This window comes from Streptomyces sp. NPDC001027 (assembly GCF_040299045.1).
GTDB lineage: Bacteria > Actinomycetota > Actinomycetes > Streptomycetales > Streptomycetaceae > Streptomyces.
On sequence record NZ_JBEPBI010000107.1, the window covers coordinates 1 to 25,428 of the forward strand.

Here is a 25,428-nt window from a genome sequence, read left to right on the forward strand (position 1 = left end):
CCGCACCTTGTGCGCGTCCTTGACGTAGTCGCGCTCGGTCCACAACGGCGTCCGGTCGCCGGTGCGCGGGGCCCCGTCGACGAGCCGGCGCTGGACGGCGGCGCACCGGGCGCGGGCGTCGGGGCTGCTGACGTAGTCGGCGAGGGCGTCGGGGCCGGAGTCGTAGAGGGGCGCGCCCTGGGCGAAGTAGTAGTCGTACCAGGAGGAGATGGCGGCGATGGGGACGATCGTGCGCAGCCCCTTCACGCCGGTCGCGGCGACGGCGTTGGCGATGGTGCCGTCCCAGCTCTTGCCGATCATGCCGGTGCGGCCGTCGGTCCAGCTCGCCTTGGCGGCCGTGCCGCCGGTGCGGGTGGTGTAGCCCTTGGCGCGGCCGTTGAGCCAGTCGACGACCGCCTTCGCGGACCGGACCTCGCCGCGGCCTCCGACGTCCTCGCAGCCGTCGGAGCGATTGGTTCCGGCCAGGTCGACGCCGACGACGGCGTAGCCCCGGGGCACGAAGTAGTTGTCGTAGAACAGCGGCATCTGGACGACGCGGCCCTCGGCGTCGTAGGTCTTGAGCTGGCTCTCGTTGCCGCGTCCGCAGCAGGAGTAGTAGGGGCTGGCGTCCATGATGACGGGCACTTTGCGGCCCTGCGCGGCGGGTTCGCGGGGCCGGACGATGTCGACGGCGACGCGGTCGGTCCGGCCGTCGCCGTCGGCGTCGAGTCCGGTGTCGACCCAGACGGCCTCGCGCACGGCGTTCTCATAGGAGTAGACGGGTCGGCTCTCCCGGGGGGCGCCGTGGGCCGCGGCCGGGGTGAGGAAGGCGGCCATCAGAAGGGTGATGACGGCGGCGGCGAGCGGTCTCCAGGTCGTGAAGCGCATGCGTGTCCACATGCGCGGGACGGTACTCGCGTCAACTCCCGTGCAGAAGAGGGCAGATGAGGCGGCGGCGAACAGCGTGAGGGGAGTGCGCGCCGGCACTCGGCCGGTACCGTGCGCGCCGGGGCGGGCGACGCGCACGGCCGAATGGCGATCGTGTGACGGGAGCGGTGTCGGGCAGGTCCTGAGGCACAGGGAGTCCATAGGCTCCGAACGGACCGCGCTCCTCTACGACTTGGAGTTCACGTGCACCGCCCGCGGCAGTTCGCCGGCGGCTCCAACACCTCGGTGGTGGTGCACGAACTGGCCCACCAGTGGTACGGCGATTTCGTGTCCGTCGCCGGGTGGAAGGACATCTGGCTGAACGAGGGCTTCGCGCGGTACGCGCAGTGGCTGTGGTCCGAGCACGAGGACGAGGGCACGACCCGTGAGCTCGCGGACTACGTGTACGCCTCCCATCCGGCCGACGACGCCTTCTGGACGGTGAAGCCCGGCGATCCGGGTCCGCAGAAGCAGTTCGACGTCGCCGTGTACGACCGGGGCGCGCTGGCGGTGCAGGCGCTGCGCGACGAGATCGGCGACGACGCCTTCTTCGCCGTCCTCAAGGGCTGGCCGCGGGAGCACGCCTACGGCAACGCGACGGCGCCCGATTTCGTGCGGTACGCCGAGCGGGTCTCGGGCAGGCAGCTGGGCGCCCTGTTCGACGCGTGGCTGTTCCAGCCGTCGAAGCCGGCGGCTTCGACCGGGCGGACGGCGGCGGCGGTCGCGAAGGCGGCGGCTGCGGGGGCGGCAGCCGCTCCCGCGCAGCCGAAGTCCTGGAAGAAGATCGCGGCGACGAACGACGTCCACGCGCACTGAGCGCCGATCGCCGTCCGTTCCGTCCTGCCCTCGGCGCAGGAATCCCGCGAACTGCTGTCTGATATACGGCGGCTGTGGGTAACAAGCCGTGCAGGAACTGCGAAGAGAGCGGGGGCGGTCATGGCTGGTGCGGGGAACGGCAACGAAGGTCTGGGCGTGTGGCGGGTGGTGCCGCTGATCGGGGCGGTGGTGATGGCCGTCGGCCTCATCGGCGGCATCCCTGTGCTGACCCTGCTGGGCGCGATCGTCGCCCTCGTCGGGGTGGTCGGCCTCAGCGCCGCCAGACGCAAGCAGAACTGACGTCACGACCGGCGTCGCCGAAGCCGCCGGGTCAGCGGGCGCCCGCCCGTGCCAGCAGCTCGGCGCGGGGCAGGGCGGCGCTCTCCGTGGCCGGCACCGTGCAGGCGTACGCCCCCGCCAGTGCCCCGAACTCGGCGCACCGGCGGGGCGGTTCGCCGCTCAGACGGCCGAAGAGGAAGGCGGCGGCGAAGGCGTCGCCCGCGCCGTTGGAGTCGACCACCGCTCCGGGCGGGGGGACGGCGGGGACGTGCGTCAGCTCGCCGTCCGCCAGCAGATACGCCCCCTCGGCTCCGGCGGTGGCGACGACCGCTTCGGCCCGGCCGCGCTCGGCGATGCGGCGCATGGTCGCCCGCGGGTCCGGCAGGGCTGTCGCGGAGACGAACACCACGTCCGCCTCGTGGGCGAAGGCCGCCTGGTAGGGGTTCTCGCCGTCCCAGTTGTGCAGGTCGGTGGAGATGCCGACGCCCGCTTCGCGCAGGACCGGCAGCGCCTCCACGCAGGGCTGTGTGATGGACACGTGCGCGTGGCGGCTCGCCGCCGCGAGGGCGCGCAAGGCGTCCTCGGGGAAGCGGTCGTCCGCTCGCCCGCGGCTGGTGTCGTACAGCGACAGCCGCCGGCCGTCCGGGCCGACCAGGTTGACCGCGCGCTTGGTGCCGGCGGGCTGCGGGATCGCGGTGAGCGCGATGCCGTGCTCGTGGTGCAGGGCGCGGACGAGGTCGCCCTCGGGGTCGTCGCCGAGGAAGTCGAGATGGTGGGTGCGCAGGCCGAGGGCGGCGAGGCCCAGGGCGACGAAGTCGCCGGTCTGGCCGGCGCGGGCGCGGATCCCGCTGTCGATCATGTAGCTGTCGGCGTACGGGAGCGGCAGCTCCGGCACGTACACGATCGTGTCCACGCCGGCCCCGCCGAGGACCAGCACGTCGATGCCGCCGACGTCCTCGACGCCGCCCAGGTCCTCGACGCCGGCGACGTCCTCGCTGTGCCTGTCGGTCCGTGCGCTCATGCGCGCTACCCCTCCCCGTGGTCGTACACCGTCACCGCGACGCCCCGCCGCACGAGCCGCTCGCTCACGAGCGGCTCCACGCGGGACCACCTGCCCCCGGCCAGGCCGCAGCCTATCCGTGGCATGTGCACGGACGCCCGGAGTTCCCGCGCCGGGCCGGCCAGCCGGGCCAGCGCCGCGTCGATGGCGTCGTACCGCACGGGGACGCCCTTGCTGCCCGTCCGCACGCCGCGCTGGCCGATCATGTTGGCGACCCACACGTACGGCTCGACCTGGACGAGCTGGAGGGCGCCCAGAGCGAAGTCGTTGGAGGCGCGGCCCCGGTGCCAGGCGCGATAGGCGGCCTCCGGCTCGGGCCAGCGGCGGGACAGCGCGAGGACGAAGCCCTTCCCCCATCCCCCGATGTCGTTGCAGACGTGCGCGATGACCTTGACGCCCTTCACCGACGGCACGGTGGCGTCGCCCCGGACATAAGTGATCTCCCCCATGACGCCACGGTAGGCGACGCCACTGACATCGAGGGAGGGCGTTCGCTTCTCCCGGTGCGATCGCGGCGGCGGTCAGTGCGGCGCTCACCGCGGTGGTCAGGGGTTTGACCGCCCCGGTGTGACAGCGATACTGCTGCACATGAAGAGCGAGACCGAGGAGCCGGCCCTCACGGTCGACGAGCTGGCCGCGCGCGCCGGCGTCACGGTGCGCACGGTGCGCTTCTACGGCACCAAGGGACTGCTCCCGCCCCCGGTCATCGGACCGCGCCGGGTGGGGCGTTACGGCGCCGCGCACCTCGCACGTCTGGCGCTGATCGAGGAGCTGCGCGGGCAGGGGCTGACGCTCGCGGCGATCGAGCGCTACCTGGACCGGCTGCCGCCCGGTCTCGACGCCCACGACCTCGCCGTGCACCGGGCCGTGGTGGCTTCCTGGGCGCCGGACGCGGTGGAGACGGTGACCCGGGAGGAACTGCAGCGGCGGGCGGGGCGCACGCTCGACGAGGAGGACCTGGACCGGCTCGTCGCAATGGACGTCGTCCATCGCGACGGCGACGGCGACGGGTACGGGGTCGACCCCGGCCTGCTGCGGCTGGGCGTCCGGCTGCTGGACGTGCCGCTGTCGCCGCAGTCCATCCGCGCGGCGCGCACCGTCCTGCTCGACCATGCCCGCGCGGCGGCCCACGAACTGTCGCGGCTGCTGCGCGAGGAGGTGCCGGAGCGCGACGCGCAGGCGGTGCGGTCGCTGTCGGCGCACATGCAGCCGCTGGTCGTCCAGGCGCTGCTGACCGCCTTCCAGCGCTCGCTCACGGAGGAGCTGCGGGAGTGGCTCGGGGAGCCGCCGGCTGACGGCTCCCCGTGACGGCCGGGGCGGACGGCTCCCCGTGACGGTCCGGGCGCTCAGCGCGCGTCGGTGAAGGTCTCCCCCCGCTGCGCCTTCTCCACCAGCAGCGCGGGCGGGGTGAAGCGGTCGCCGTAGCGGGCGGCGAGCTCCTGCGCGCGGGCCACGAAGCCGGGGAGCCCGCCGTCGTAGCCGTTGACGTACTGGAGCACGCCTCCGGTCCAGCCGGGGAAGCCGATGCCGAAGAGGGAGCCGATGTTGGCGTCGGCCACCGAGGTCAGGACGCCCTCCTCGAGGAGCCTGACGGTGTCGAGGGCCTCGGAGAAGAGCATGCGCTCCTGCATGTCCTCGAAGGGGATCTCGGCGCCCGCGCGGGTGAAGTGCTCGCGCAGCCCCGGCCACAGACCGGCCCGCCCGCCGTCCTCCCCGTACGCGTAGAAGCCGGCGCCGCCGCTGCGTCCCGTGCGGCCGAACTCGTCGACCATACGGTCGATGACGGCCTCGGCGGGGTGCGCGGTCCAGACGCCGCCGGCCTCCTCGACGGCCCGCCTCGACTCCCGCCGGATCTTCTGCGGCAGGGTGAGCGTCAGCTCGTCCATCAGGGAGAGCACCTTGGCGGGGTAGCCGGCCTGCGCGGCGGCCTGCTCCACGGAGGCGGGCTCGATGCCCTCGCCGACCATGGCGACGCCCTCGTTGATGAAGTGGCCGATCACCCGGGAGGTGAAGAAGCCGCGCGAGTCGTTGACGACGATCGGCGTCTTCTTGATCTGCCGCACCAGGTCGAAGGCGCGCGCGAGCGCCTCGTCGCCGGTGCGCTCGCCCTTGATGATCTCGACCAGGGGCATCTTGTCGACGGGCGAGAAGAAGTGCAGCCCGATGAAGTCCTCCTGTCGCTCGACCCCTTCGGCGAGCGCGGTGATGGGCAGGGTGGAGGTGTTGGAGCACAGCAGGGCGTCCGGGGCGACGACCTGCTCGATCTCCTGGAACACCTTGTGCTTGAGGGCGGTGTCCTCGAAGACGGCCTCGATGACGGCGTCGCAGCCGGCCAGGTCGGCGGGGTCCGCGGCAGGCGTGATGCGGGCGAGGAGGGCGTCCGCCTTCTCCTGGGTCGTGCGGCCGCGGGAGACGGCCTTGGCGCACAGCTTCTCGGAGTAGGCCTTGCCCTTGAGGGCGGCCTCCAGGGAGACGTCCTTGAGGACGACGTCGATGCCCGCGCGGGCGCACGCGTAGGCGATGCCGGCGCCCATCATCCCGGCGCCCAGGACGGCCGCCCTGCGGACCGGGCGGGGGGCGACGCCCTTGGGGCGGCTGAGGCCCGAGTTGACGGCCTGGAGGTCGAAGAAGAACGCCTGGATCATGTTCTTCGACGTCTGTCCGGCGGCCAGCTCGACGAAGTAGCGGGCCTCGATGACCTGCGCGGTCTCGAAGTCGACCTGGGCGCCCTCGACGGCCGCGGCGAGGATGTTGCGCGGCGCGGGGTAGGGGGCGCCGTTGGTCTCCTTGCGCAGGCTCGCCGGGAAGGCGGGCAGGTTGGCGGCGAACCGGGGGTTCGACGGGGCGCCGCCCGGGATGCGGTAGCCCGGCCTGTCCCAGGGCTGCTGCGACTCGGGGTTCGCGTCGACGAAGGCGCGGGCCTTGGCGAGCAGTTCCTCGGGCGTGGCGGCGACGTCGTCCACCAGGCCGTTCTCCAGGGCTCGCCGCGGGCTGTACTGGGTGCCCTTGAGGAGGACCTTGAGCAGGGCGTCGGTGATGCCGAGCAGCCGGACCGTGCGCACGACGCCGCCGCCGCCGGGGAGCAGGCCGAGGGTGACCTCGGGACAGCCGATCTTCGAGCCGGGCGCGTCGAGCGCGATGCGGTGGTGGCAGGCGAGGGCGAGCTCGTAGCCGCCGCCGAGGGCCGCGCCGTTCAGGGCGGCGACGACGGGCTTGCCGAGGGTCTCGATGCGGCGGAGGTTGCGCTTGATCTCCAGTCCGCCGTCCAGCAGCTCCTGGGCCGTGTCGGGGGTGACACGGATGAGGTCGCGCAGGTCGCCGCCGGCGAAGAAGGTCTTCTTGGCCGAGGTGAGGATGACGCCCCGGACGGAGTCCTTCTCGGCCTCCAGGCGGTCGGCCACCGCGGCCAGAGAGGCGCGGAAGGCCGCGTTCATGGTGTTCGCGGACTGGTCGGGGTCGTCGAGGACGAGGGTGACGAGGCCGGTGCGGTCCTGTTCCCAGCGGATGGCAGTGCTCTGTGTCATGACGGGTTCTCCGTAGAGGTCTCGGGTTCCGCTGGGGTGGTCAGACGCGCTCGACGACGGTGGCGATGCCCATGCCGCCGCCGACGCAGAGGGTGGCGAGGCCGTAGCGCTTGTCCTGGCGCTCCAGTTCGTCGACGAGCGAGCCGAGGATCATCGCGCCGGTGGCGCCGAGCGGGTGGCCCAGCGCGATCGCGCCGCCGTTGACGTTGACCTTGTCCAGGGACAGGCCCATGTCCCTGACGAAGCGCAGGACCACCGCGGCGAACGCCTCGTTGATCTCGACGAGGTCGATGTCGTCGATGGTCAGACCGGCCTTGGCGAGGGCCTTGCGGGTGGCGGGCGCGGGACCGGTGAGCATGATCGTCGGCTCGGAGCCGGAGACGGCCGCGGAGACGATCCGCGCGCGGGGGGTGAGCCCGTGGCGCTCGCCGACCTCCCTCGTGCCGATGGCGACCAGGGAGGCGCCGTCGACGATGCCGGAGGAGTTGCCCGCGTGGTGGACGTGGTCGATCTTCTCCACCCAGTGGTACTTCTGCAGCGCCACGGCGTCGAACCCGCCCAGCTCGCCGATGTCGGCGAAGGACGGCTTCAGCTTGCCGAGCGAGTCGGCGGTGGTGCCGGGGCGCGGGTGCTCGTCGTGGTCGAGGACGACGAGGCCGCTGCGGTCCCGCACCGGGACGACGGAGCGGTCGAAGCGGCCCTCCTTCCAGGCCGTCGCCGCCCGCTCCTGCGAAAGGGCGGCGTACTCGTCGACGTCGCGCCGGGAGAAGCCCTCGATGGTGGCGATGAGGTCGGCGCCGACTCCCTGCGGCACGAAGTTGACGCTCAGGTTGGTCATCGGGTCGTTGAACCAGGCGCCGCCGTCCGAGGCCATCGGCACCCGGGACATCGACTCGACGCCGCCCGCGAGGACGAGGTCCTCCCAGCCCGAGCGGACCTTCATGGCCGCCAGGTTGACGGCTTCCAGACCGGAGGCGCAGAAGCGGTTCTCCTGCACGCCCGCCACGGTGTCCGGCAGGCCGGCCGCGATCGCGGCGGTGCGCGCGATGTCGGAGCCCTGGTCGCCCACGGGGCTGACCACGCCGAGCACGATGTCGTCGATCGCGGCCGGGTCCAGGCCGGGGAAGCGGTCGCGGAGTTCGTGGATGAGGCCGACGACCAGGTCGATGGGCTTCGTTCCGTGCAGGGAGCCGTTCGCCTTGCCGCGCCCGCGCGGGGTGCGGATCGCGTCGTACACATACGCTTCGGTGCTCACTGAGGGGCCTTTCGGGAGGGTGGGCCGGGCCGGGCGGGTCAGTCGCCCCGTGCCGCGGTGTTCGGGAGGGGCTGCTCGGGGTCGGGCGCGAGCTCCGGTACGTCCCAGTCACGGGCCACCCGGTGCGTGTCGGCGCCGGGCCGTGCCGGGCCGGTGCGGACGGCCGTGGGGGTCGCGGAGAAGCGGGGCGCCGGGGCGGGCTGGGTGATGCCGCCGTGGTCGACGAAGGTGCCGCGGGCCGCCAGGTGCGGGTGGCGGGGGGCCTCGCGCAGCGACAGCACCGGCGCCACGCACGCGTCGGAGCCTTCGAAGACCGCCGTCCACGCGTCCCGGGTGCGGGCGCGGAAGCGGGCGGCGACGGCTTCGCGCAGCTCCGCCCAGCGCGTCCAGTCCTTGCGGGCGTCACGGAGATCCCCGTCGAGGCCCAGCAGGTCCACGAACGCGTCGTAGAACTGCGGCTCCAGCGCGCCGACGGCCATGTACCCGCCGTCGGCGGTCTCGTAGACGCCGTAGTACGGGCAGCCCCCGTCGAGCAGGTTGGCGCCGCGCCGGTCCTGCCATCCGCCGGCCGCGAGCATGCCGTGGATCATCGCGGACAGATGGGCGGCGCCGTCCACGATGGCCGCGTCGACGACCTGGCCGACGCCGCTCTCGCGCGCGTGGTGCAGCGCCGCGAGGACGCCGACGACGAGGTAGAGGGAGCCGCCCGCGTAGTCGCCGAGCAGGTTGGCGGGGGCCGGCGGGGGTGCGTCCGGGGGGCCGATCAGGCCCAGGGCGCCGGTGAGGGCGATGTAGGCGATGTCGTGCCCGGCGCGCTGGGCGAGCGGGCCCTCCTGGCCCCAGCCGGTCATCCGGCCGTAGACCAGTCGGGGGTTGCGGGCGTGGCAGTCCGCGGGGCCGACGCCGAGCCGCTCGGCGACGCCGGGACGGTTGCCCTCGATCAGCACGTCCGCGCGGGCGGCGAGGTCGAGCACGCGTGCGGGGCCGTCGGGCGCCTTGAGGTCCACGATCACCGAGCGCTTGTTGCGGTTGGTCACGTCGCGGGCCGGGTCGATGCCGAGGGACTGGCCGCCGGGGCGGTCCACCCGCACCACGTCGGCGCCGAGGTCGGCCAGCAGCATGCCCGCGAAAGGGCCCGGGCCGATCCCGGCGAGCTCCAGCACGCGCACGCCGGCCAGCGGGCCGTGCCCGGTCGTCCGTGCCGTCGTCATCCGGCCCCCTCGCTGTGACACAACCGATGTAACACCAGTGATGCTAAGAACGTGTCGCCATGGACACAAGAGCAGGGCGAGCAAGCGCTTAGCCGGTTCACCGCGCGGCGGCCGACGGCTCAGCGCGTCTCCAGCTCCGATATGAGCCGCCGGGGGGCGATCGTGCGGTAGCTCTCCTCCACCCAGTCGCAGAGCAGCCTGGCCGCGGGGGCGCCCTTCTCCTGCAGCGGCAGGCGCACCCAGCCCGACCGGCCGAGGCCGTATCCGGCGGGCTCCGCGCCGGGCGCGGCCAGCGCGTGGGCGTGCGCGGTCTCGTCCGCGAGCTTGAGGGTGACGCCCAGCGGGTGACTGCCGTCGTCCACGCCGAGGAAGACGAACACCTTGCCGTTCACCTTGGCCACGCTCTCGCCCCAGGGGAACTCCTCGGCCGCACCCGGCAGTCCGAGTGCGAACGCGCGCACTTTCTCCCACTTCTTCAGGGCATTGCGGTCCACGGTCACCTGCTGCCTCCGGGCTCGTCGTCGGCCTCCGCACTCATCACGCTAGCCTCAGCCACCGACAGCGGCACGGGCTGCACCGCGAAGGGATGTCATGAGCAGGCTGAAAACGAGCGACCGTCCGTACGACATCGTGCTCTTCGGGGCGACGGGCTTCGTGGGAACGCTCACCGCGGAGTACCTCGCCGTCCACGCGCCCGCGGGGCTGCGCTGGGCGATCGCCGGGCGGGACGAGGGCAGGCTGGAGCGGCTGCGCGAACGGCTCGGCGTGGACGTCGGCGTGCTGCGCGCCGACGTCGCGGACCCGGCCTCCCTGCGCGCGCTCGCGGAGCACGCGCGCGTGGTGGCCACGACGGTGGGCCCGTACGTGCGCTACGGCGAGGAGCTGGTGGCCGCCTGCGCGGACACCGGCGCGGACTACCTCGACCTCACCGGCGAGCCGGAGTTCGTGGACCTGATGTACGTCCGGCACGACGCACGCGCGCGGGAGACGGGGGCACGGCTGATCCACGCGTGCGGATTCGACTCCGTCCCGCACGACCTCGGCGTGTACTTCACCGTCCGGCAGCTCCCGGAGGGCGTGCCGCTGGCCGTGGACGGCTTCGTGACGGCCGACGCCTCCTTCTCGGGCGGCACCTTCGCCTCCGCGCTCGGTCAGTTCGCGCGCGGCCGGCAGATGCTCGCCGCGGCACGGGAACGAGGGCGGCACGAGCCGCGCCTCATGGGCCGTCGGGCGGTCGCCCCGGTGGGCGCGCCCCGGTTCGCCGCGGAGGTCGGGGCCTGGGCGCTGCCGCTGCCCACCATCGACCCGCAGATCGTGCTGCGGTCGGCCCGGGCCCTGCAGCGCTACGGCCCCGACTTCCGTTACCGGCACTACGCGGCCGTGCGGCGGCTGCCCGTCGCCGTGGGCGGCGTCGCCGCGGTCGGGACGCTCGCCGCGGCGGCACAGCTGCCGCCCGCCCGACGCTGGCTGTCGGACCGGCTCAAGCCCGGTGAGGGGCCGAGCGAGCAGAAGCGGGCGCGGAGCTGGTTCTCCGTCCGGTTCGTCGGCGAGGGCGGCGGCCGGCGGGTGTACACCGAGGTCGCGGGCGGCGACCCCGGTTACGACGAGACGGCGAAGATGTTCGCCGAGGCGGCGATGGCGCTGTCCTGCGACGACCTCCCGCCGACGGCCGGACAGATCACCACGGCGGTGGCGATGGGCGACGCGCTGACCGAGCGGCTGACCCGCGCGGGCGTCCGCTTCCGCGTCGCGGCGCGCCGCTGACCGCGACCTCGGTCCGCCCCGCCGGGCCCCGGCGCCGCCCTCAGAGCTGCCACCGGACGAGCGTGGAGATCATCCCGACGATCCAGCCAAGGCCTGCCAGGACGGCGAGGATCAGCGCGGCGTTCACGGCACGCTCGACCGGGCGGTCCGGGTCGGCGAGGGGCTTGGGGGCACGGTGTGCGGTCATGCGGCCCAGCCTGCCGACGCGACGCCGGGCGTACATCCGTACGGGTACTCAGACGTCGTACTCAGACGTCGTACTCGGAAACAGCGCTCGGACACAGCGCTCGGACACAGCGCTCGGACAGCGTGCTCGAACGGCCTGCCCGGCACCCATGGCCCGGGCGGCGCCCCCAAGGCCCCTCACCCTGCGTTTGAGGCTTTTCCCGCTGCTCACCGCGCCTTTCGCGCCGAAGTCCCCACAAGCACTTCAATGAAACGATGGAAGCATCCGGTCGGAGCGGTGAAAGGAGCAGCATGAAGTTCGTTCTGGAGGTCACCCTCGACGAGGGCGCGACCGCCGCGGACCCGGTGGGCGAACTGCAGCGGATCCTGCGGTACTGGGGCGGCAACCTCAAGCACTACGCCCTCGAGGACGGGGACGGCTCGACGATCCTCGACTCGGAGTACCGGGAGGTGGGTCAGTGGCGGACGGTGGCCTCGTGAAGGGCCCGCCGGCACAGTGAGTCGGCCCGGCGGGTGGTCTCCGGGAGCCGGAACCGCGGGGTGAGGGCGAGGGTGTGGGCGCAGGCGTCGTCCAGGGTGACGCGGTGGCCGACGGAGACGAAGACCGGCTTCACGTCCGCCCGGGTGCGCAGCGCGCGCCCCACCTCCTCGTCGCCGGCCAGCAGCGGGGTCGCCGATCCGCGCGGGGCGTCCGGCTCGGCGTGGGCGAAGGCGAACGGGTTCTTGGCGACGCCGATGGCGGGCAGACCGGTGAGCACTCCGAGGTGGCTGGCGAGGCCGAACCGGCGCGGGTGGGCCAGGCCGTAGCCGTCGCACACCACCAGGCCCGGATCGTGCGGCAGGGCCTCCAGGGCGGCGAGCACGGTGGGGATCTCGCGGAACGCGAGCAGTCCGGGCACGTACGGGAAGGAGATCCGGCCGACGGCGGTGGCCTCGGCGACGACCTCCAGGCTCGCCGCGTCCAGCACGACGGCGGCCGCCGCGACGACGTCGCGTTCGTCGTCGTAGGCGACGTCGACGCCCGTCACGTACCCGGCGCCCACGGGCGGTCCCGGCTCGAGCAGGACACGGGCCCGCAGCTCGTCCTGGACGGCGCGGGCCTCTTCCTCGGTCGCGGGCCAGCCCGCGGGAATGCTGACGGTCGTCATGGTGAGGACGAGCGTACGGCCCCGGCGGGCGGCCCCGCGATCACGTTCTCCGTTCGCGGCCGGCCTCGGCGTCAGTCGCCGAGCGCCCGCTGCAACTGGCTCTTGTTCATGTCCGAACGGCCCTTGACGCCCCGCCGCTTGGCCTCCTCGTACAGCTGGTCGTAGGTGGGGCCCTGCGAGCCCTTGCCGGACCGCTGACCGCCGCGCCGGCCGGACGACATGTCCTCGGTGGAGGTGCGGCTCGCGGTCTTCGACTCGCCGGACCGGGCGCGTTCCTTGTTGACCGTGCGCGCGGCGATCTCCTTCGCGCGGCCGGCGCTCTCCCCCCGGTCCCGCGCGCTCTCCTTGATGTGCTCGTACTGGCGCTCCCGCTTGGGGCTGGAACCACGTGGCATGGACGCTCACTCCCTTCGCGTTCGTCCCCGCCGGGTACCCGGAAAACGGCTCATCTCTCCAGGCGTGCCACGCGCCCCTGTTCGCCCGCGGCCCAGCAGCCGAGGTCCGGCGTGCAGTCCACGGTGTCGTACGAGCCGGTGTCGAGGGTGCGCCAGGTGCGGCCGACGTCGGTGGTCAGGTCGGTGCCGGCCGGGCCGACCGCCAGGGCGGCGGTGCGGCTGTGCGGCAGCCAGGCGACGCCGGAACGGTAGGCGGGCGGCGGGCCGTCCGCGGGCCGCCAGGTGCGGCCGCCGTCCGCGGTCGTGGCGGCGGCCCGCGGGGAGGGCTGGTCGGGGCGGTAGTCGCCGCCCACGGCCAGACCGTGCGTGCGGTCGCGGAAGGCGAGGGCGAAGACCCCGCGCGCGGGGTCCCCGGCGGGGACGGGGACGTCGGCGGCTCGCCAGGTCAGCCCTCGGTCGGACGAGTGCAGCACACGCGCGCGTGCCGCCCCGCCGGTCGCCAGCCAGACGTCCCGCGACCCGGCGGAGACCAGGCACTGGCCGCTCGCGGCGAATCCCGCCTCGCCCTCCTGGGCGGCCGGCATCCCCGCGTCGGGCAGCACCTTCCAGGTACGGCCGCCGTCGCCGGTCGACAGGACGCGGAACCTCCCGTCGACGGGATCGCTCACGGCGAGTCCGTGGCGGCGGTCGAAGAAGGTCATGCAGTCGTAGAACGCGCGGGGGTCGGTGTTGCGGAAGGACTCCGTCCAGGTCGTCCCGCCGTCCTCGGTGCGGTACACGCGTGAGGCCTCGCCCTCGCCGATGGCGAGCACCACGGCCCGGCGCGCGTCGAACGCCTCGACGTCGCGGAACTGCAGGCCTGCCGCACCGGCCGGGGAGACGTCCCGCCAGGTCGCGCCGCCGTCGGCGGTGCGCAGGACGACGCCCTGCGTGCCGGCGACCCAGGCGGTCTCCCGGTCGACCGCCGCCAGACCGCGCAGCCGCGCGGTGACGCCGGTGTCCTTGAGCTCCCAGTGCGGCGGCGCCGGCGGCGCCGGGCGGGCCTGCGCGGGCAGGGCGGTGAGCACGGCGAGCGCCGCCCCGCAGGCCGCCGCCGCCGCTCGTCCGCCGCCCCGCGCTGTCCGTACCGTGCGTCGCGTCTTCCCCAAGCGCCTCATGGCGGGCGAAGCTAGTGCAGGCTCCCGCCGGCGTCCAGAGGCCCTCGTCCGCCCCAACCGCCTTGCCTGGCACGGCAGGAGAGCTGAGTCACTCCCGTGCATGAAACGCGGTGACCGAGGTCACTCGAAAGTGGTGTGCACGGATCGGCCGGTTCCGGCGTCTCTTCCAGTGTCCGGTCCCACCGCCCGGAGTTTCGTCCCGCCGTCACGAGGGAGCAAGGCGTTGTCCACCGTCATCGAACAGCTCGTAGAGGCCCGCCTGGTCGCGGCCGCGCCTCGGATGCCCAACATCCCCGCCACCTTGCACTACGACCGCCTGGACCCGTTCGCCGTGCGGATGACGTTCCCGGCTCCGGCCACCCTGGAGGGCGTCGAGGTCTGCTGGACCTTCTCCCGCGAGCTGCTCGCCGCCGGCCTGCACGACGCCGAGGGCCACGGCGACGTCCGGGTGCGCCCCTACGGGTACGACCGCACCGTCCTGGAGTTCCACGCGCCCGAGGGGACCGCCGTCGTGCACGTCCACTCGGCCGACATCCGCCGCTTCCTGCAGGCGGCGAGCGAGCTGGTGCCCGCCGGCACGGAGCACCGTCAGCTCGACCTGGACCACGATCTGGCCGAACTGATGCGGGACGCCTGCTGACCCGACGTAAATCCTTTGACAGCCCTTTCCGGCCCTCCTACGGTGTGAAGCGCTTCTGTTGCCGCCGATCGGAGTAGGACGTTGCTCGTCTGAGGTCCCGAGACACCCCGCGCCACACCCCATGCCGGTGTGCGCAGCGTGCGACCTCGGCCTCGAGCCGTCCCGGTGCGGAGCAGGGCTTTTCGTGCTGTCTCCGCATGTCCCCGCTCGCGCGGTGGTCGCCGCCTCCGGTGTCTCGACACGTGTCGTCCCTGACCGCACACGCACCCACGAGGCCCGCTTTGCATCAGTCCATCACCTGTACTTCCCTCGCCTTCTCCTGGCCCGACGGCGCCCCCGTCTTCGACGACCTCGACGTCGCCTTCGGCAGCGGCCGCACCGGGCTCGTCGGCGTCAACGGCTCCGGCAAGTCGACCCTGCTGAAGCTGATCGCCGGAGAACTGACACCCGCCGACGGCGCCGTGCGCGTCGCGGGCGAGGTCGGCTACCTCCCGCAGAACGTCACCCTGGACACGTCCCTGCGGATCGACCAGGCGCTCGGCATCGCCGACCGGCGGGCCGCACTGCACGCCATCGAGTCCGGCGACGCGTCCGAGGAGCACTTCGAGACCGTCGGCGACGACTGGGACGTCGAGGAGCGCGCCCTCGCGACCCTCGGCGAGCTCGGGCTCGCCCACGTCGGCCTCGACCGCACGACCGGCGAGGTGTCCGGCGGCGAGTCGGTTCTGCTGCGGCTGGCCGCCCTGCTGCTGCGCCGGCCGGACGTCCTGCTGCTGGACGAGCCGACCAACAACCTCGACCTGTACGCCCGAAGGCGGCTGTACGCGGCCGTCGCGTCCTGGCCGGGCGTCCTGGTCGTGGTCAGCCACGACCGGGAGCTGCTGGACCTCGTCGACCAGATCGCCGACCTGCGCGCCGGGGAGATCACCTGGTACGGCGGCAACTTCACCGCCTACGAGGAGGCCCTGGCCACCGAGCAGGAGGCCGCCGAGCGCATGGTGCGCGTCGCGGAGGCCGACCTGCGCAAACAGAAACGCGAACTCGCGGACGCCCAGGTCAAGCTCGCCCGCCGGAAGCGGTACGGGCAGAAGATGTGGGACAGCAAGCGCGAGCCGAAGATCGTCATGGGGGCGCGCAAACGCGCGGCGCAGGAGTCGGCGGGCAAGCACCGGATCATGCACGAGGAGAAGCTCGCCGAGGCCAGGGACCGGCTCGACGACGCCGTGGAGGCGGTACGCGACGACGACGAGATCCGCGTCGACCTGCCGTACACGGCCGTGCCGCCGGGGCGTGAGGTCCTCACCCTCCTGGATCTGCGGCTCGCCCACGGCGCGCGCGTGGAGGGCGGTCTCGATCTGCGCGGTCCCGAGCGGGTGGCGCTGGTGGGGCGCAACGGATCCGGGAAGACGACGCTGCTGCGCACGATCGCCGGGGAGCTGGCGCCCGAGTCCGGCGAGGTGCACGCGCACGTGCCGCTGCGTTTCCTGCCGCAGCGCCTCGACGTCCTCGACGGCGACCTCACGGTCGCCGAGAACGTGGCCCGTTTCGCGCCCGCAGCGACCAACAACCGGATCCGGGCCCGGCTCGCCCGCTTCCTGTTCCGGGGCGCCCGCGCCGACCAGAAGGCGGCGACCCTCTCCGGCGGGGAGCGCTTCCGGGCGGCCCTGGCGGCCCTCATGCTCGCCGAGCCGGCGCCGCAGCTGCTGCTGCTCGACGAGCCGACCAACAACCTCGACATGGCGAGCGTGCGCCAGCTGACGACGGCGCTCGAGTCGTACGAGGGGGCGCTGATCGTGGCCGGCCACGATCTGCCGTTCCTGGAGTCGATCGGCATCACGCGCTGGCTGCTGATGGACGGCACGCTGAGGGAGACGACGCCGGAGGAGGTGGCGGACCCGGCGTAGGGTCGCGCGTCGCCCGCGGGGTTTCGCGTCGCCCGCGCGGGTCTCGGGAGGGCCACATTGTTACTGAGGGGTTTTGTGCTGGTGGTCCCGCGCTGCATGATGGCTGACCGGCGCCGCGCCCGAGGCGCCGGTTTTCCACCCGATTCGGAGACCTGGACGTGCCCAGCAAGAAGGCCCTCATCCGCCGCCCCAGCCCGCGCCTCGCCGAAGGCCTGGTGACGCACGTCGAGCGGGAGAAGGTCGACGTGGAGCTCGCCCTGGAGCAGTGGGAGGCCTACGCCGACGCCCTGCGCACGCACGGCTGGGAGACCGTCGAGGTCGATCCGGCCGACGACTGCCCGGACTCCGTGTTCGTCGAGGACACGGTGGTGATGTACCGGAACGTCGCCCTGATCGCGCGCTCCGGCGCCGAGTCCCGGCGCGGGGAGACCGCCGGCGTCGAGGAGGCCGTGGCACGCCTCGGCTGCTCGGTGAACTGGATCTGGGAGCCCGGCACGCTGGACGGCGGCGACGTGCTCAAGGTCGGGGACACCGTCTACGTCGGCCGGGGCGGGCGGACCAACGCGGCCGGCGTCCAGCAGCTGCGCGCCGCCTTCGAACCGCTCGGGGCGACGGTGACAGCGGTGCCGGTCAGCAAGGTGCTGCACCTGAAGTCGGCGGTCACGGCGCTGCCCGACGGGACGGTGATCGGTCACATCCCCCAGGTCGACCGGCCGTCGCTGTTCCCGCGCTTCCTGTCGGTGCCCGAGGAGGCGGGCGCGCACGTGGTGCTCCTCGGCGGCCCCCACCTGCTCATGGCGGCGAGCGCGCCGAAGACGGCGGATCTGCTCGCCGATCTCGGACACGAGCCCGTCCTCGTCGACATCGGCGAGTTCGAGAAGCTCGAGGGATGTGTGACATGCCTCTCGGTGCGGCTGCGGGAGCTGTACGCCTGACCGGGTGAGCCGATCACCTGTTCAGCCCTGGGACCTGCACTTCCCGGGGCTGTTCGGCATGCCCCGAATTGCCCCGGCAACCCGGCTGATCAGCGATCTTTACGCCCTGCTTAGACCATGTCTTCATAACCTACGGATTCGTAGCCTACGATCCCGTAAGTTCCGGTCCCGCTCGCCGGACGGTTCCGCTCCGCTTCGCGTCCCCCTGGAGTACCTCGTGTCGATCACCTCCCCTCACCTCGGCAATCCGGCCGTCTGGACCGACGCCAAGCTGCTGTTCGCGCTGGAGGAAGTGGTCGAGACCGAGCTGAACCGGCACCTGAAGGTCACCAAGGACTGGATGCCCCACGAGTACGTGCCGTGGAGCGACGCCCGCAACTTCCCCGGCTTCTTCGAGGACGGCGAGGCCTGGGGGAAGGAGCAGTCCAAGGTCACCGAGATCGGCCGGATCGCGCTGGTCGTGAACCTGCTCACCGAGGACAACCTGCCCAGCTACCACCACGAGATCGCCTCGCTCTTCGGACGGGACGGCGCCTGGGGCACCTGGGTGCACCGCTGGACGGCCGAGGAGGGCCGGCACGGCATCGTGATGCGCGACTACCTCCTCGCCTCGCGCGCGGTGGACCCGGACAAGCTCGAGCAGTTCCGGATGGCCCACATGGGCGAGGGCTTCGAGTCGGACAACCGTCACTCCATGCTGCACTCGGTCGCGTACGTGTCCTTCCAGGAGCTCGCGACCCGCGTCTCGCACCGCAACACCGGCCACCAGTCCGGCGACCCGGTCTGCGACCGCATGCTGGCGCGCATCGCCACCGACGAGAACCTGCACATGGTCTTCTACCGCAACCTGCTGAAGGCCGCCTTCGAGCTCGCCCCCGACCTCACCATGCAGGCCGTGCGCGACGTCATCGTGAACTTCCGCATGCCCGGCCACGGCATGCCCGGCTTCGAGCGGGCCGCGGCGCAGATGGCGATCGGCGAGATCTACAACCTGCGCATCCACCACGACGACGTCATCCAGCCCGTGCTGCGCTTCCTGAAGGTCATGGAGATCGACGGCCTCGGCCCCGAGGGGCGGCAGGCGCAGGAGGAGCTCGGCCTGTACATGGGCGGCCTGGACGCCGAGGCCCTGAAGTTCGACGAGAAACTGGCGGCGCGCAAGGCCCGTATGGCGGCCCGCGCCGCGGGCTGACGGCACGACGCACGCTCACCCCGAACGGGGTCGCACGGCTCACACGGCCGCACGACTCGCACGGCCCGAACGGCTCGCACTCGGAAACGATCTCCCGGTGCGGGCCGTCTCGCCGTCCGCGCCGTCATGCCGGCGGACCACCGGGCACGCCGGGCCGCCGGTACGGCGAGACACCGGGCCGTGCCCGGCGCTGCCGCGCACGCTCACCAGTCCGCCTCCCGGTAGTCCTTGAGGAACACTCCCGAGACCGGATGCCCTGCCTCGCCGCGCACGATCGGGTCGTACACCCGCGCGGCGCCGTCGACGACGTCCAGCGGCGTGCGGAATCCCGCGCCCGCGATCCGGGCCTTCTTCGGCGCCGGGTTCTCGTCCGTGATCCAGCCGGTGTCGACGGCGCACATGTGCACGCCCTGCTCGGCGAGCGCGGCGGCGCTGGTGCGGGTGAGCATGTTCAGGGCGGCCTTGGCCATGTTGGTGTGCGGATGCCCGGGCATCTTGTTGCGCACCGCGAACCGGCCCTCGACCGCGCTCACGTTGATCACGTACCGCCGTGGATGCGGGGACGCCAGCAGCAGCGGCAGCAGCCGGTCGCACAGCAGAGCGGGGGCGAGCGCGTTGACCAGCTGGGTCTCCAGGACCTCGGCCGGGTCGAGCGCGCCGAGCCGGACCGACCAGGAGTTCTCCGGCGAGGGGTCGGGCAGCAGCCCGGCCTCGTCGGCCTCGCGCAGCGCGGCGGGGAGCGCCGACACCGTGCCGCCGAGCCCCTCCAGCATCCGCATCGGCGTGAAGCCCGGCGCCGGCCGGACGCCCTCGGGCAGGGCGTCGTGCTCCCCGGCGGCCAGCAGGGCGTACGACTCGGGCGGTCGCCGCACGGTCTGCGCCGCGTTGTTGACGAGGATGTCGAACGGCTCGCCCTCACGGCGCAGTTCCTCGCACAGCCCCAGCACCTGCCGGGGGTCGCGCAGATCGACGGCGAGGACCGTGAGCCTGCTCATCCATCGCTCGCTGCCCGGCTCGGCCCGGAAACGGCGGACGGTGTCGTGCGGGAACCGGGAGGTGACCACGAGCTCCGCGCCGTCCCGCAGCATCATCAGCGCCAGCTGGAAGCCGATCTTGACCCTGCCGCCGGTCAGCAGGACGCGGCGCCCCCGCAGGTCTGCGCTCAGCGCGCGTCGGGCGGTGTTGTCGGCGGCGCAGGCGGGACACAGCCGGTGGTAGAACGCGTCGACGTGCCGATAGGGCGACTTGCAGACGTAGCAGGGCCGCGGCCGGTGGAAGACGCCGCCCGCGCCGCCGCTCACCAGCGGCGCGTCCTCGCGCCGGTCGAGTGCGCCGGTCGCGGTGGCGGCCATCGTCGCCGCGTCGGCGGCCGCCACCTCGGCGCCGCGCAGATGACGCCTGCGCCGCCACCCGTCGCGCGCGAAGGAGGCGGCGACCCGCTCGGCGTGCAGCCGCACGGGATCGTCGACCGGCAGCGCACGCAGCTTGCCCACGACCTGGTGGAAGGCGGCCAGCTCCGTCTCGGTGACCTGCCGGGTCTCCGCCGCCCTCGTCTTCTCCTCGCCCATCGCCCCTGCCCCCCGGCCCGCCCCTGTGCTCCGTACCGCGGTCCCGACAAGATGCGGACCGGCGTCTGCACCCTGACCGGGTGTCGAGTCGGGCTCCGCACCGAGGGACCGCGCACGCGTTCGGGACGGCCGGACGGGATCCGGCGTGCACGCCTGTGCGGGGCTGTGCCGCCTGTGCGTCACGCCCGAACTCGTTCCCGGATCCTAACCGCACCCCCGCGATGCGGTCGTTCGAATTCCGGGACGGCGACAGGGTCGTTGCGTCACCACGGCACGGGTCAGTCGGCCGTGCGCCTGATCTGCAGTCGCTCCTTCTCGGAGAGACCGCCCCAGACGCCGAAGCGCTCGTCGTGGGCCAGGGCGTAGTCCAGGCACGCGGGGCGCATCTCGCACATGCCGCAGATGCGCTTGGCCTCGCGCACCGAACTGCCGGGTTCGGGGAAGAAGAAGTCCGCCCCCGTCTGCGCGCACAGCGCCTCCCGCTGCCAGGAGAGGTCGGGCGTCGGAATCGTGTCGGTGTACATGGCCAGAACGATGCCCGGCGGCGCGAAACATTCGATCAACGCCGGGTATACGCGCGGCACGCCGGCCCCGTCACCGGCCGACGGCGCTGCCCTGAATGATGTCGTCGGCGGCGACGGCCCGCACGGCGGCGCGCGGATCGGCCGGGCCGGCGGCACACGTCCGCACACGGCGGCACACGGCGTCGCCGTCGCCCTCACGCGCCTGACCGGCGGAAACCCGCAGTGACCACGGGGCCGCCGCCGGACGCCGCGGACGGCGGGGCCGCTCGGGCAGCGATTGTCAGTGGGCGGTGCCAGACTCGGCAGAACAGAGAACGGGACCCTTGCGAGGAGGGCGATGATGCTCACCACCCGTTTCGTCGACGGCGCTCCGAACTGGATCGACGTCGGCACGCCCGACATCGACGGCGCCACCTCCTTCTACGGCGCGCTCTTCGGCTGGCGCTTCCTGTCGGCGGGACCCGACGCCGGCGGTTACGGCTTCTTCCAGCTGGACGGCAGGACCGTGGCGGGCGGCATGCAGACCACCCCGGCGCAGGGGCCGCCGTCCTGGACGGTCTACTTCCAGACGTCCGACGCGCAGGCCACCGCCAAGACCGCCGAGCAGGCGCACGGCAGAGTGCTCCTCCCCCCGATGGACGTGATGGGAAAGGGCACGATGGCGGTCCTCGCCGACCAGGCGGGCGTCACGTTCGGCCTCTGGGAGCCGGCCCTGACGAAGGGCGTGGACATGGCGGACGAACCCGGCTCGCTGTGCTGGGTCGAGCTGTACACGCCGGACATCGCCGCGGCGGCGGCGTTCTACCGCACCGCACTCGGTCTGGAGACCTCGGCCGCCGCCTTCCCCGGCGGCACGTACACCTGCGTCAACCCGGCCGACGGCGGGGAGGAGGCGATGTTCGGCGGGATCGTCCCGCTGGCCGACGATCCCTCGGAGACCGGGTCGGATCCGTACTGGCTGCCGTACTTCGAGGTCACCGACGTGGACGCGGTCGTCGCCGAGGCCGTGAGCCACGGCGGCGGTGTGCGGATGCCCGCCACGGACATGCCGGACGTCGGCCGCATCGCCAAGCTCGCCGACCCCTACGGCGCACGCTTCGCGGTGATCAGGAGCATCCCGAGAGAGACCTGAGGGAGACCGGACACGGCGGCCCGGCCGCACGACCCGGCCGGCGCACGGGTGTCGGGCCGTCGCGACCGCGTGTCGGTCCAGGCCCGCGTGCCGGTCTAGGCCGACGCGCGGCGCACCAGCGTGGTCGGCAGCACCACCGGGGCGTCGCTGCCGTCCACGCCGCCGCGATCCCCTTCCGCGGTACGCCTCTCCAGGCGGCGCAGCAGGAGGCGGGCCATGATCCGGCCCATCTCCTCGATGTCCTGACGGACCGTCGTCAGCGGCGGATCGGTCTGCTCGGCGACGGGCATCATGTCGTCGAAGCCGACCACGGCCACGTCCTCGGGCACGCGCCTGCCCCGTTCCCGCAGCACGCGCACGGCGCCCGAGGCGGTGAGGTCGTTGGCGGCGAACACGGCGTCGATGTCGGGGCGGCGTTCGAGGAGTGCGCGCATGGCGCGTTCGCCGCCGCCGGGGGTGAAGTCGCTCTCGACGACCAGCCCCGGGTCGGCGTCGCCCATGACCTCCCGGTAGCCGTCGAGCCGGTCCGCCGCGGAGGTCTGGTCGAGCGGGCCGGTGATGTGCGCGATGCGGGTGCGGCCGAGACCGGCCAGCAGGCGCACGGCGTCGCGAGCCCCGCCGCGGTTGTCGCTGTCCACGTAGACCACGTCGCGGGTCCCGTCGCTCCAGCCGGGCCGCCCGCCGAACACGGTCGGCACCCCCGCGCCCTGGATCAGGCCCGGCAGCGGGTCGTCCAGGTGCAGGGAGAAGACCAGCGCCCCGTCGACATGACCGCCGGCGAGGTAGCGGGCGACGCGCGCGTGGTCGTCCCGGCCCTCGGTGAGCAGCAGCACCAGCTGGTTGTCGTGGGCGGTCAACTCCTTGCTGATGCCACGGAGCTGGAGCGCGAAGAAGGGGTCGGCGAAGACCCGGGTCTCCGGCTCGGCGATGACGACGGCCACGGCGTCGTGCCGTTTCGTCACGAGGCTGCGCGCGGCCTGGTTCGGCACGTAGCCGAGCTCCTCCACGGCCTGCCGGACCCGTTCGACGAGCGGTTCCCGGACGCCGTCCCCGCCGTTGACCACTCTCGACACGGTCGCCCGGGAGACCCCGGCCCGCTCGGCCACGGCCTCCAACGTGGGACGCGACGCTGTCTCGGTCACTTCGGGGCTCCTCCTGGCCGACTGCGGATCAGGATAGCTCCGGACCACGAGTCGGCCCGGACCCGAATGAGAGCGCTCTCGCCCCGGCCGACGGCACCGCCCCGCGAACTCCGGCGGTTCCGCCTTCGACGGACGTGCGCCGTGCCCATGGGATCCGGATCAAGGCGCGGTCCGGATCCAGGAGCGATGGGTCGGGATCAAGGAGCGGCGGCGTCCGCCGGGGGCTCTCCGGCGTCCGGAGTCTTCTTCGCCCTGCTGGGCTGCACCCGCTTCGGCTCGCCGGGCATCTTCGGGTACTCCGGCGGATACGGCAGGTCGCCGAGCCCGTGGTCGTGCTCGTCGCGCCGGGCCAGCTCGAGCAGGGCGTCGAGGGAGAACGCGTGGTCGTCCATGTCGGCGTGGACGTCGCCGAGTTCGGCGTAGCGGGCGGGCATGGTCGCGATGTCGAAATCGCGAGGGTGTGCCTCGCCCACCTCCTCCCAGCGCAGAGGCGCCGAGACGGGAGCGTGCGGGCGCGGGCGTACGGAGTAGGCGGAGGCGATGGTGCGGTCGCGGGCGGTCTGGTTGTAGTCGACGAAGATGCGCTCGCCGCGTTCCTCCTTCCACCAGCGGATGGTCACCTGGTCCGGCATCCGCCGCTCCATCTCCCTGCCCACCGCGATGGCGGCTCGCCGGACCTGGGTGAAGGTCCAGCGCGGCTCGATCGGCACGAACACGTGCAGGCCGCGCCCGCCTGAGGTCTTGGGCCAGCCGCGCAGTCCGCCGAACTCGTCGAGCACGGAACGCAGTTCGTGGGCGGCGCGGACGGCGTCGTCGTAGTCGGTGCCGGGCTGCGGGTCGAGGTCGATGCGCAGTTCGTCGGGACGGTCCACGTCGGCGCGCCGCACCGGCCACGGGTGGAAGGTGAGGGTGCCGTACTGGGCGGCCCACAGGACGGCCGCCTCCTCCGTCGGGCACATCTCGTCGGCGCTGCGTCCGCTGGGGAAGGTGATGTGCGCGGTCGGGATCCAGTCCGGCATGTTCTTGGGCGCCCGCTTCTGGAAGAAGGACTCCCCGTTCACTCCGTCGGGGTAGCGCTCCAGGGTGGTGGGACGGTTGCGCAGGGCGCGCAGGATGCCCGGGGCGACCGCCTGGTAGTAGCGGGCGAGGTCCAGCTTCGTGAAGCCGCGCTCCGGGAAGAACACCTTGTCCGGGCTGGACAGGCGCACCGTCCGGCCGGCTGCTTCCAGTTCCACCGCATCGCCCATGCGAGCCACGGTAGACACACCCATGACGACTCGCATGCGCGCGCACCCCGACGACTCGCGCGCCCGCCCGACGGTCCGTCCGGCGGTCCTCCGACGGTCCTCCGGCGGTCCTCCGGCGGTCCGTCCGGCGGGCGGGGCGGGCGATCGGCGCGCAGAATCGCACCATGGATCTGCCCGTGATGCCGCCCGTGAAGCCGATGCTCGCCAAGTCGGTGGCGGCGATCCCGCCGGGCATGCAGTACGAGGCGAAGTGGGACGGGTTCCGCGCGATCGTCTTCCGGGACGGGGACGAGATCGAACTGGGCAGCCGCACCGGGAAGCCCCTGACCAGGTACTTCCCTGAGCTGGTGGCGGCGTTGCGGGAGCGGGTGCCGACGCGGTGCGTGCTGGACGGCGAGATCGTGATCGCCCGGGAGGGACGGCTCGACTTCGACGCGCTGACGGAGCGCATCCACCCCGCGGACTCCCGGGTGCGCACGCTCGCCGAACGGACGCCGGCGTCCTTCGTCGCGTTCGACCTGCTGGCGCTGGCCGACGAGGCGGTCCTCGACGTGCCGCAGAGCGACCGGCGGGACCTGCTGACCGGGGCGCTGGCCGCGGTGACGGCGCCGGTGCACCTGGCGCCCGCGACGACCGACGTCGAGGTGGCCCGGCAGTGGTTCGAGGAGTACGAGGGCGCGGGCCTCGACGGGGTGATCGCGAAGCCGCCGGGTCTGCGGTACCTGCAGAACGAGCGCGCGATGTTCAAGGTCAAGCACGAGCGCACCGCGGACGTCGTGGTCGCCGGATACCGCTTCCACAAGAGCGGGCCCGTGGTGGGCTCGCTGCTGCTGGGCCTGCACGACGACGCGGGCGTCCTCCAGCACGTGGGGGTCTGCGCGGCCTTCACCATGAAGCGCCGGGCGGAGCTGGTCGAGGAGCTGGAGCCACTGCGGATGGCGGAGGCCACCGGTCACCCGTGGGCGGCCTGGTCGGACGAGACGGCCCACGAGACGGCCCGGCTGCCCGGGGCGCCGAGCCGCTGGTCGGGCAAAAAGGACCTGTCCTGGGTGCCGCTGCGGCCCGAGCGGGTGGTCGAGGTGGCGTACGACCACATGGAGAACGGGGCGCGCTTCCGGCACACAGCGCGATTCCGCCGCTGGCGCCCGGACCGCACCCCGGAGAGCTGCACCTACGCACAGCTGGAGGAACCGGTGCGCTACGACCTGGCGGAGATCCTCGGGACCCCGCCGCGCACCTGACCGGTCACCCCGGCCGTCGACCTCCGTCGACCTCCGTCGACCTCCCGCGGGCAGCGGCGGCACGGGCAGCGGTCGTCGGCAGGCGTGGCGCTCTCGCGGCTGCCGCGGCGCCCACGGCGCCTACGGCCTGTGCAGCACCCACGGCGCCCACGGCCTGCGCGGCGCCCACTGCACCCGCAGCGCCCACTGCACCCGCGGCGCC

Annotated in this window: 25 protein-coding genes and 3 pseudogenes; 13 read left to right on the forward strand and 15 right to left on the reverse strand. The window is 73.2% G+C overall.

The genetic code is table 11. From position 1 onward, the window contains the following. Positions 1–879 (reverse strand): CocE/NonD family hydrolase (locus ABT300_RS25735; protein ID WP_351680016.1); only part of this gene is annotated, 879 nt, incomplete at its 3' end. Between the two features lie 234 nt (positions 880–1,113). Here ABT300_RS25735 and ABT300_RS25740 point away from each other — a divergent pair. Further along, positions 1,114–1,722: pseudogene (locus tag ABT300_RS25740) on the forward strand (M1 family aminopeptidase); the annotation flags it as partial. Positions 1,723–1,842: 120 nt separating this feature from the next. After that, entirely contained in the window at positions 1,843–2,022 is a 180-nt protein-coding gene (locus tag ABT300_RS25745) for a hypothetical protein (protein ID WP_351680019.1), read from the forward strand. A gap of 31 nt (positions 2,023–2,053) precedes the next feature. Here the strand turns inward: ABT300_RS25745 and ABT300_RS25750 are convergent, their stop codons facing one another. Both ABT300_RS25750 and ABT300_RS25755 read right to left on the reverse strand, forming a co-directional pair. Then, complete coding sequence (locus tag ABT300_RS25750; RefSeq protein WP_351680022.1) at positions 2,054–3,022, reverse strand: PfkB family carbohydrate kinase; 969 nt, start codon at positions 3,020–3,022, stop codon at positions 2,054–2,056. 5 nt (positions 3,023–3,027) lie between these two features. Then, positions 3,028–3,510 (reverse strand): macro domain-containing protein, encoded by a 483-nt coding sequence (locus tag ABT300_RS25755; RefSeq protein WP_351680024.1) that lies wholly within the window; start codon positions 3,508–3,510, stop codon positions 3,028–3,030. 139 nt (positions 3,511–3,649) lie between these two features. On the opposite strand from ABT300_RS25755, the gene ABT300_RS25760 reads away from it, so the two are divergent. Then, complete coding sequence (locus ABT300_RS25760; protein WP_351680027.1) at positions 3,650–4,369, forward strand: MerR family transcriptional regulator; 720 nt, start codon at positions 3,650–3,652, stop codon at positions 4,367–4,369. A 38-nt stretch (positions 4,370–4,407) separates the two neighbouring features. On the opposite strand, the gene ABT300_RS25765 is transcribed toward ABT300_RS25760, so the two are convergent. The 4 genes from ABT300_RS25765 to ABT300_RS25780 form a co-directional block, all read right to left on the reverse strand. Then, positions 4,408–6,585, reverse strand: a complete 2,178-nt coding sequence (locus ABT300_RS25765) for a 3-hydroxyacyl-CoA dehydrogenase NAD-binding domain-containing protein (protein WP_351680029.1) — start codon at positions 6,583–6,585, stop codon at positions 4,408–4,410. A 40-nt stretch (positions 6,586–6,625) separates the two neighbouring features. Further along, positions 6,626–7,840 (reverse strand): acetyl-CoA C-acetyltransferase, encoded by a 1,215-nt coding sequence (locus ABT300_RS25770; RefSeq protein WP_351680031.1) that lies wholly within the window; start codon positions 7,838–7,840, stop codon positions 6,626–6,628. Positions 7,841–7,878: 38 nt separating this feature from the next. Next, a complete protein-coding gene (locus ABT300_RS25775; RefSeq protein ID WP_351680034.1) occupies positions 7,879–9,051 on the reverse strand; it encodes a CaiB/BaiF CoA transferase family protein in 1,173 nt (390 codons plus the stop codon). A gap of 119 nt (positions 9,052–9,170) precedes the next feature. Continuing rightward, the gene (locus tag ABT300_RS25780) at positions 9,171–9,551 is read right to left on the reverse strand and encodes an MmcQ/YjbR family DNA-binding protein (RefSeq protein WP_351680037.1); all 381 of its coding nucleotides are present in this window, start codon (positions 9,549–9,551) and stop codon (positions 9,171–9,173) included. Positions 9,552–9,642: 91 nt separating this feature from the next. Between ABT300_RS25780 and ABT300_RS25785 the strand changes: the two genes are divergently transcribed. Further along, positions 9,643–10,815, forward strand: coding sequence for a saccharopine dehydrogenase family protein (locus tag ABT300_RS25785; protein WP_351680039.1), 1,173 nt, complete (start codon positions 9,643–9,645; stop codon positions 10,813–10,815). Positions 10,816–10,855: 40 nt separating this feature from the next. On the opposite strand, the gene mmpA is transcribed toward ABT300_RS25785, so the two are convergent. Further along, entirely contained in the window at positions 10,856–11,002 is a 147-nt protein-coding gene (gene mmpA, locus ABT300_RS25790; RefSeq protein WP_351680042.1) for a morphogenic membrane protein MmpA, read from the reverse strand. Positions 11,003–11,292: 290 nt separating this feature from the next. Here mmpA and ABT300_RS25795 point away from each other — a divergent pair, with 290 nt between their 5' ends. Then, positions 11,293–11,481, forward strand: coding sequence for a hypothetical protein (locus tag ABT300_RS25795; RefSeq protein WP_351680045.1), 189 nt, complete (start codon positions 11,293–11,295; stop codon positions 11,479–11,481). Here ABT300_RS25795 and ABT300_RS25800 read toward each other — a convergent pair. From ABT300_RS25800 to ABT300_RS25810, 3 genes are all read right to left on the reverse strand, one after another. Further along, on the reverse strand, positions 11,457–12,149 hold the full coding sequence (locus ABT300_RS25800) for an endonuclease V (protein ID WP_351680048.1): 693 nt from the start codon (positions 12,147–12,149) through the stop codon (positions 11,457–11,459). The two genes, ABT300_RS25795 and ABT300_RS25800, sit on opposite strands and share 25 nt — an antisense overlap. Positions 12,150–12,220: 71 nt before the next feature. Beyond that, entirely contained in the window at positions 12,221–12,544 is a 324-nt protein-coding gene (locus tag ABT300_RS25805; RefSeq protein ID WP_351680051.1) for a plasmid stabilization protein, read from the reverse strand. 50 nt (positions 12,545–12,594) lie between these two features. Beyond that, on the reverse strand, positions 12,595–13,701 hold the full coding sequence (locus tag ABT300_RS25810; RefSeq protein ID WP_351680054.1) for a WD40/YVTN/BNR-like repeat-containing protein: 1,107 nt from the start codon (positions 13,699–13,701) through the stop codon (positions 12,595–12,597). A gap of 223 nt (positions 13,702–13,924) precedes the next feature. On the opposite strand from ABT300_RS25810, the gene ssgD reads away from it, so the two are divergent. The 5 genes and pseudogenes from ssgD to ABT300_RS25830 all read left to right on the forward strand — a co-directional run bounded on the left by ssgD (position 13,925) and on the right by ABT300_RS25830 (position 18,372). Then, a complete protein-coding gene (ssgD, locus tag ABT300_RS25815) occupies positions 13,925–14,341 on the forward strand; it encodes a spore wall synthesis regulator SsgD (protein WP_057582751.1) in 417 nt (138 codons plus the stop codon). A 197-nt stretch (positions 14,342–14,538) separates the two neighbouring features. Then, a pseudogene (locus ABT300_RS44550) lies at positions 14,539–15,168 on the forward strand (ATP-binding cassette domain-containing protein); the annotation flags it as partial. A 540-nt stretch (positions 15,169–15,708) separates the two neighbouring features. Next, positions 15,709–16,245 (forward strand): annotated as a pseudogene (locus tag ABT300_RS44555) (ATP-binding cassette domain-containing protein); the annotation flags it as partial. 158 nt (positions 16,246–16,403) lie between these two features. Next, positions 16,404–17,180 (forward strand): dimethylargininase, encoded by a 777-nt coding sequence (ddaH, locus tag ABT300_RS25825; RefSeq protein ID WP_351680059.1) that lies wholly within the window; start codon positions 16,404–16,406, stop codon positions 17,178–17,180. A 217-nt stretch (positions 17,181–17,397) separates the two neighbouring features. Continuing rightward, on the forward strand, positions 17,398–18,372 hold the full coding sequence (locus tag ABT300_RS25830; RefSeq protein WP_319197257.1) for an acyl-ACP desaturase: 975 nt from the start codon (positions 17,398–17,400) through the stop codon (positions 18,370–18,372). Positions 18,373–18,575: 203 nt separating this feature from the next. Here ABT300_RS25830 and ABT300_RS25835 read toward each other — a convergent pair whose 3' ends face one another. Next, positions 18,576–19,940 carry an SDR family oxidoreductase gene (locus ABT300_RS25835; protein ID WP_351680063.1) on the reverse strand — a complete coding sequence of 455 codons (1,365 nt, stop codon included), beginning with the start codon at positions 19,938–19,940 and terminating at the stop codon, positions 18,576–18,578. Between the two features lie 278 nt (positions 19,941–20,218). Next, entirely contained in the window at positions 20,219–20,464 is a 246-nt protein-coding gene (locus ABT300_RS25840; protein ID WP_173985792.1) for a WhiB family transcriptional regulator, read from the reverse strand. Between ABT300_RS25840 and ABT300_RS25845 the strand changes: the two genes are divergently transcribed. Together ABT300_RS25845 and ABT300_RS25850 are read left to right on the forward strand one after the other, a co-directional pair. Beyond that, entirely contained in the window at positions 20,451–20,690 is a 240-nt protein-coding gene (locus ABT300_RS25845) for a hypothetical protein (protein WP_351680067.1), read from the forward strand. The two genes, ABT300_RS25840 and ABT300_RS25845, sit on opposite strands and share 14 nt — an antisense overlap. A 114-nt stretch (positions 20,691–20,804) precedes the next feature. After that, positions 20,805–21,596, forward strand: a complete 792-nt coding sequence (locus ABT300_RS25850) for a VOC family protein (RefSeq protein WP_351680078.1) — start codon at positions 20,805–20,807, stop codon at positions 21,594–21,596. A gap of 95 nt (positions 21,597–21,691) precedes the next feature. Here ABT300_RS25850 and ABT300_RS25855 read toward each other — a convergent pair whose 3' ends face one another. Together ABT300_RS25855 and ligD are read right to left on the reverse strand one after the other, a co-directional pair. After that, positions 21,692–22,738, reverse strand: coding sequence for a LacI family DNA-binding transcriptional regulator (locus ABT300_RS25855; protein WP_351680070.1), 1,047 nt, complete (start codon positions 22,736–22,738; stop codon positions 21,692–21,694). Positions 22,739–22,935: 197 nt separating this feature from the next. Next, a complete protein-coding gene (ligD, locus tag ABT300_RS25860; protein WP_351680072.1) occupies positions 22,936–23,985 on the reverse strand; it encodes a non-homologous end-joining DNA ligase in 1,050 nt (349 codons plus the stop codon). A gap of 164 nt (positions 23,986–24,149) precedes the next feature. On the opposite strand from ligD, the gene ABT300_RS25865 reads away from it, so the two are divergent. Then, complete coding sequence (locus tag ABT300_RS25865) at positions 24,150–25,226, forward strand: ATP-dependent DNA ligase (RefSeq protein ID WP_351680075.1); 1,077 nt, start codon at positions 24,150–24,152, stop codon at positions 25,224–25,226. Positions 25,227–25,428: the final 202 nt, after the last annotated feature.

Coding starts and splice junctions, on each gene's coding strand:
- ABT300_RS25745 (WP_351680019.1), top strand. CDS start 1,843: ATGGCTGGTGCGGGGAACGGCAACGAAGGTCTGGGCGTGTGGCGGGTG.
- ABT300_RS25750 (WP_351680022.1), bottom strand. CDS start 3,022: ATGAGCGCACGGACCGACAGGCACAGCGAGGACGTCGCCGGCGTCGAG.
- ABT300_RS25755 (WP_351680024.1), bottom strand. CDS start 3,510: ATGGGGGAGATCACTTATGTCCGGGGCGACGCCACCGTGCCGTCGGTG.
- ABT300_RS25760 (WP_351680027.1), top strand. CDS start 3,650: ATGAAGAGCGAGACCGAGGAGCCGGCCCTCACGGTCGACGAGCTGGCC.
- ABT300_RS25765 (WP_351680029.1), bottom strand. CDS start 6,585: ATGACACAGAGCACTGCCATCCGCTGGGAACAGGACCGCACCGGCCTC.
- ABT300_RS25775 (WP_351680034.1), bottom strand. CDS start 9,051: ATGACGACGGCACGGACGACCGGGCACGGCCCGCTGGCCGGCGTGCGC.
- ABT300_RS25785 (WP_351680039.1), top strand. CDS start 9,643: ATGAGCAGGCTGAAAACGAGCGACCGTCCGTACGACATCGTGCTCTTC.
- mmpA (WP_351680042.1), bottom strand. CDS start 11,002: ATGACCGCACACCGTGCCCCCAAGCCCCTCGCCGACCCGGACCGCCCG.
- ABT300_RS25795 (WP_351680045.1), top strand. CDS start 11,293: ATGAAGTTCGTTCTGGAGGTCACCCTCGACGAGGGCGCGACCGCCGCG.
- ABT300_RS25800 (WP_351680048.1), bottom strand. CDS start 12,149: ATGACGACCGTCAGCATTCCCGCGGGCTGGCCCGCGACCGAGGAAGAG.
- ABT300_RS25805 (WP_351680051.1), bottom strand. CDS start 12,544: ATGCCACGTGGTTCCAGCCCCAAGCGGGAGCGCCAGTACGAGCACATC.
- ABT300_RS25810 (WP_351680054.1), bottom strand. CDS start 13,701: ATGAGGCGCTTGGGGAAGACGCGACGCACGGTACGGACAGCGCGGGGC.
- ABT300_RS25835 (WP_351680063.1), bottom strand. CDS start 19,940: ATGGGCGAGGAGAAGACGAGGGCGGCGGAGACCCGGCAGGTCACCGAG.
- ABT300_RS25840 (WP_173985792.1), bottom strand. CDS start 20,464: ATGTACACCGACACGATTCCGACGCCCGACCTCTCCTGGCAGCGGGAG.
- ABT300_RS25850 (WP_351680078.1), top strand. CDS start 20,805: ATGCTCACCACCCGTTTCGTCGACGGCGCTCCGAACTGGATCGACGTC.
- ligD (WP_351680072.1), bottom strand. CDS start 23,985: ATGGGCGATGCGGTGGAACTGGAAGCAGCCGGCCGGACGGTGCGCCTG.
- ABT300_RS25865 (WP_351680075.1), top strand. CDS start 24,150: ATGGATCTGCCCGTGATGCCGCCCGTGAAGCCGATGCTCGCCAAGTCG.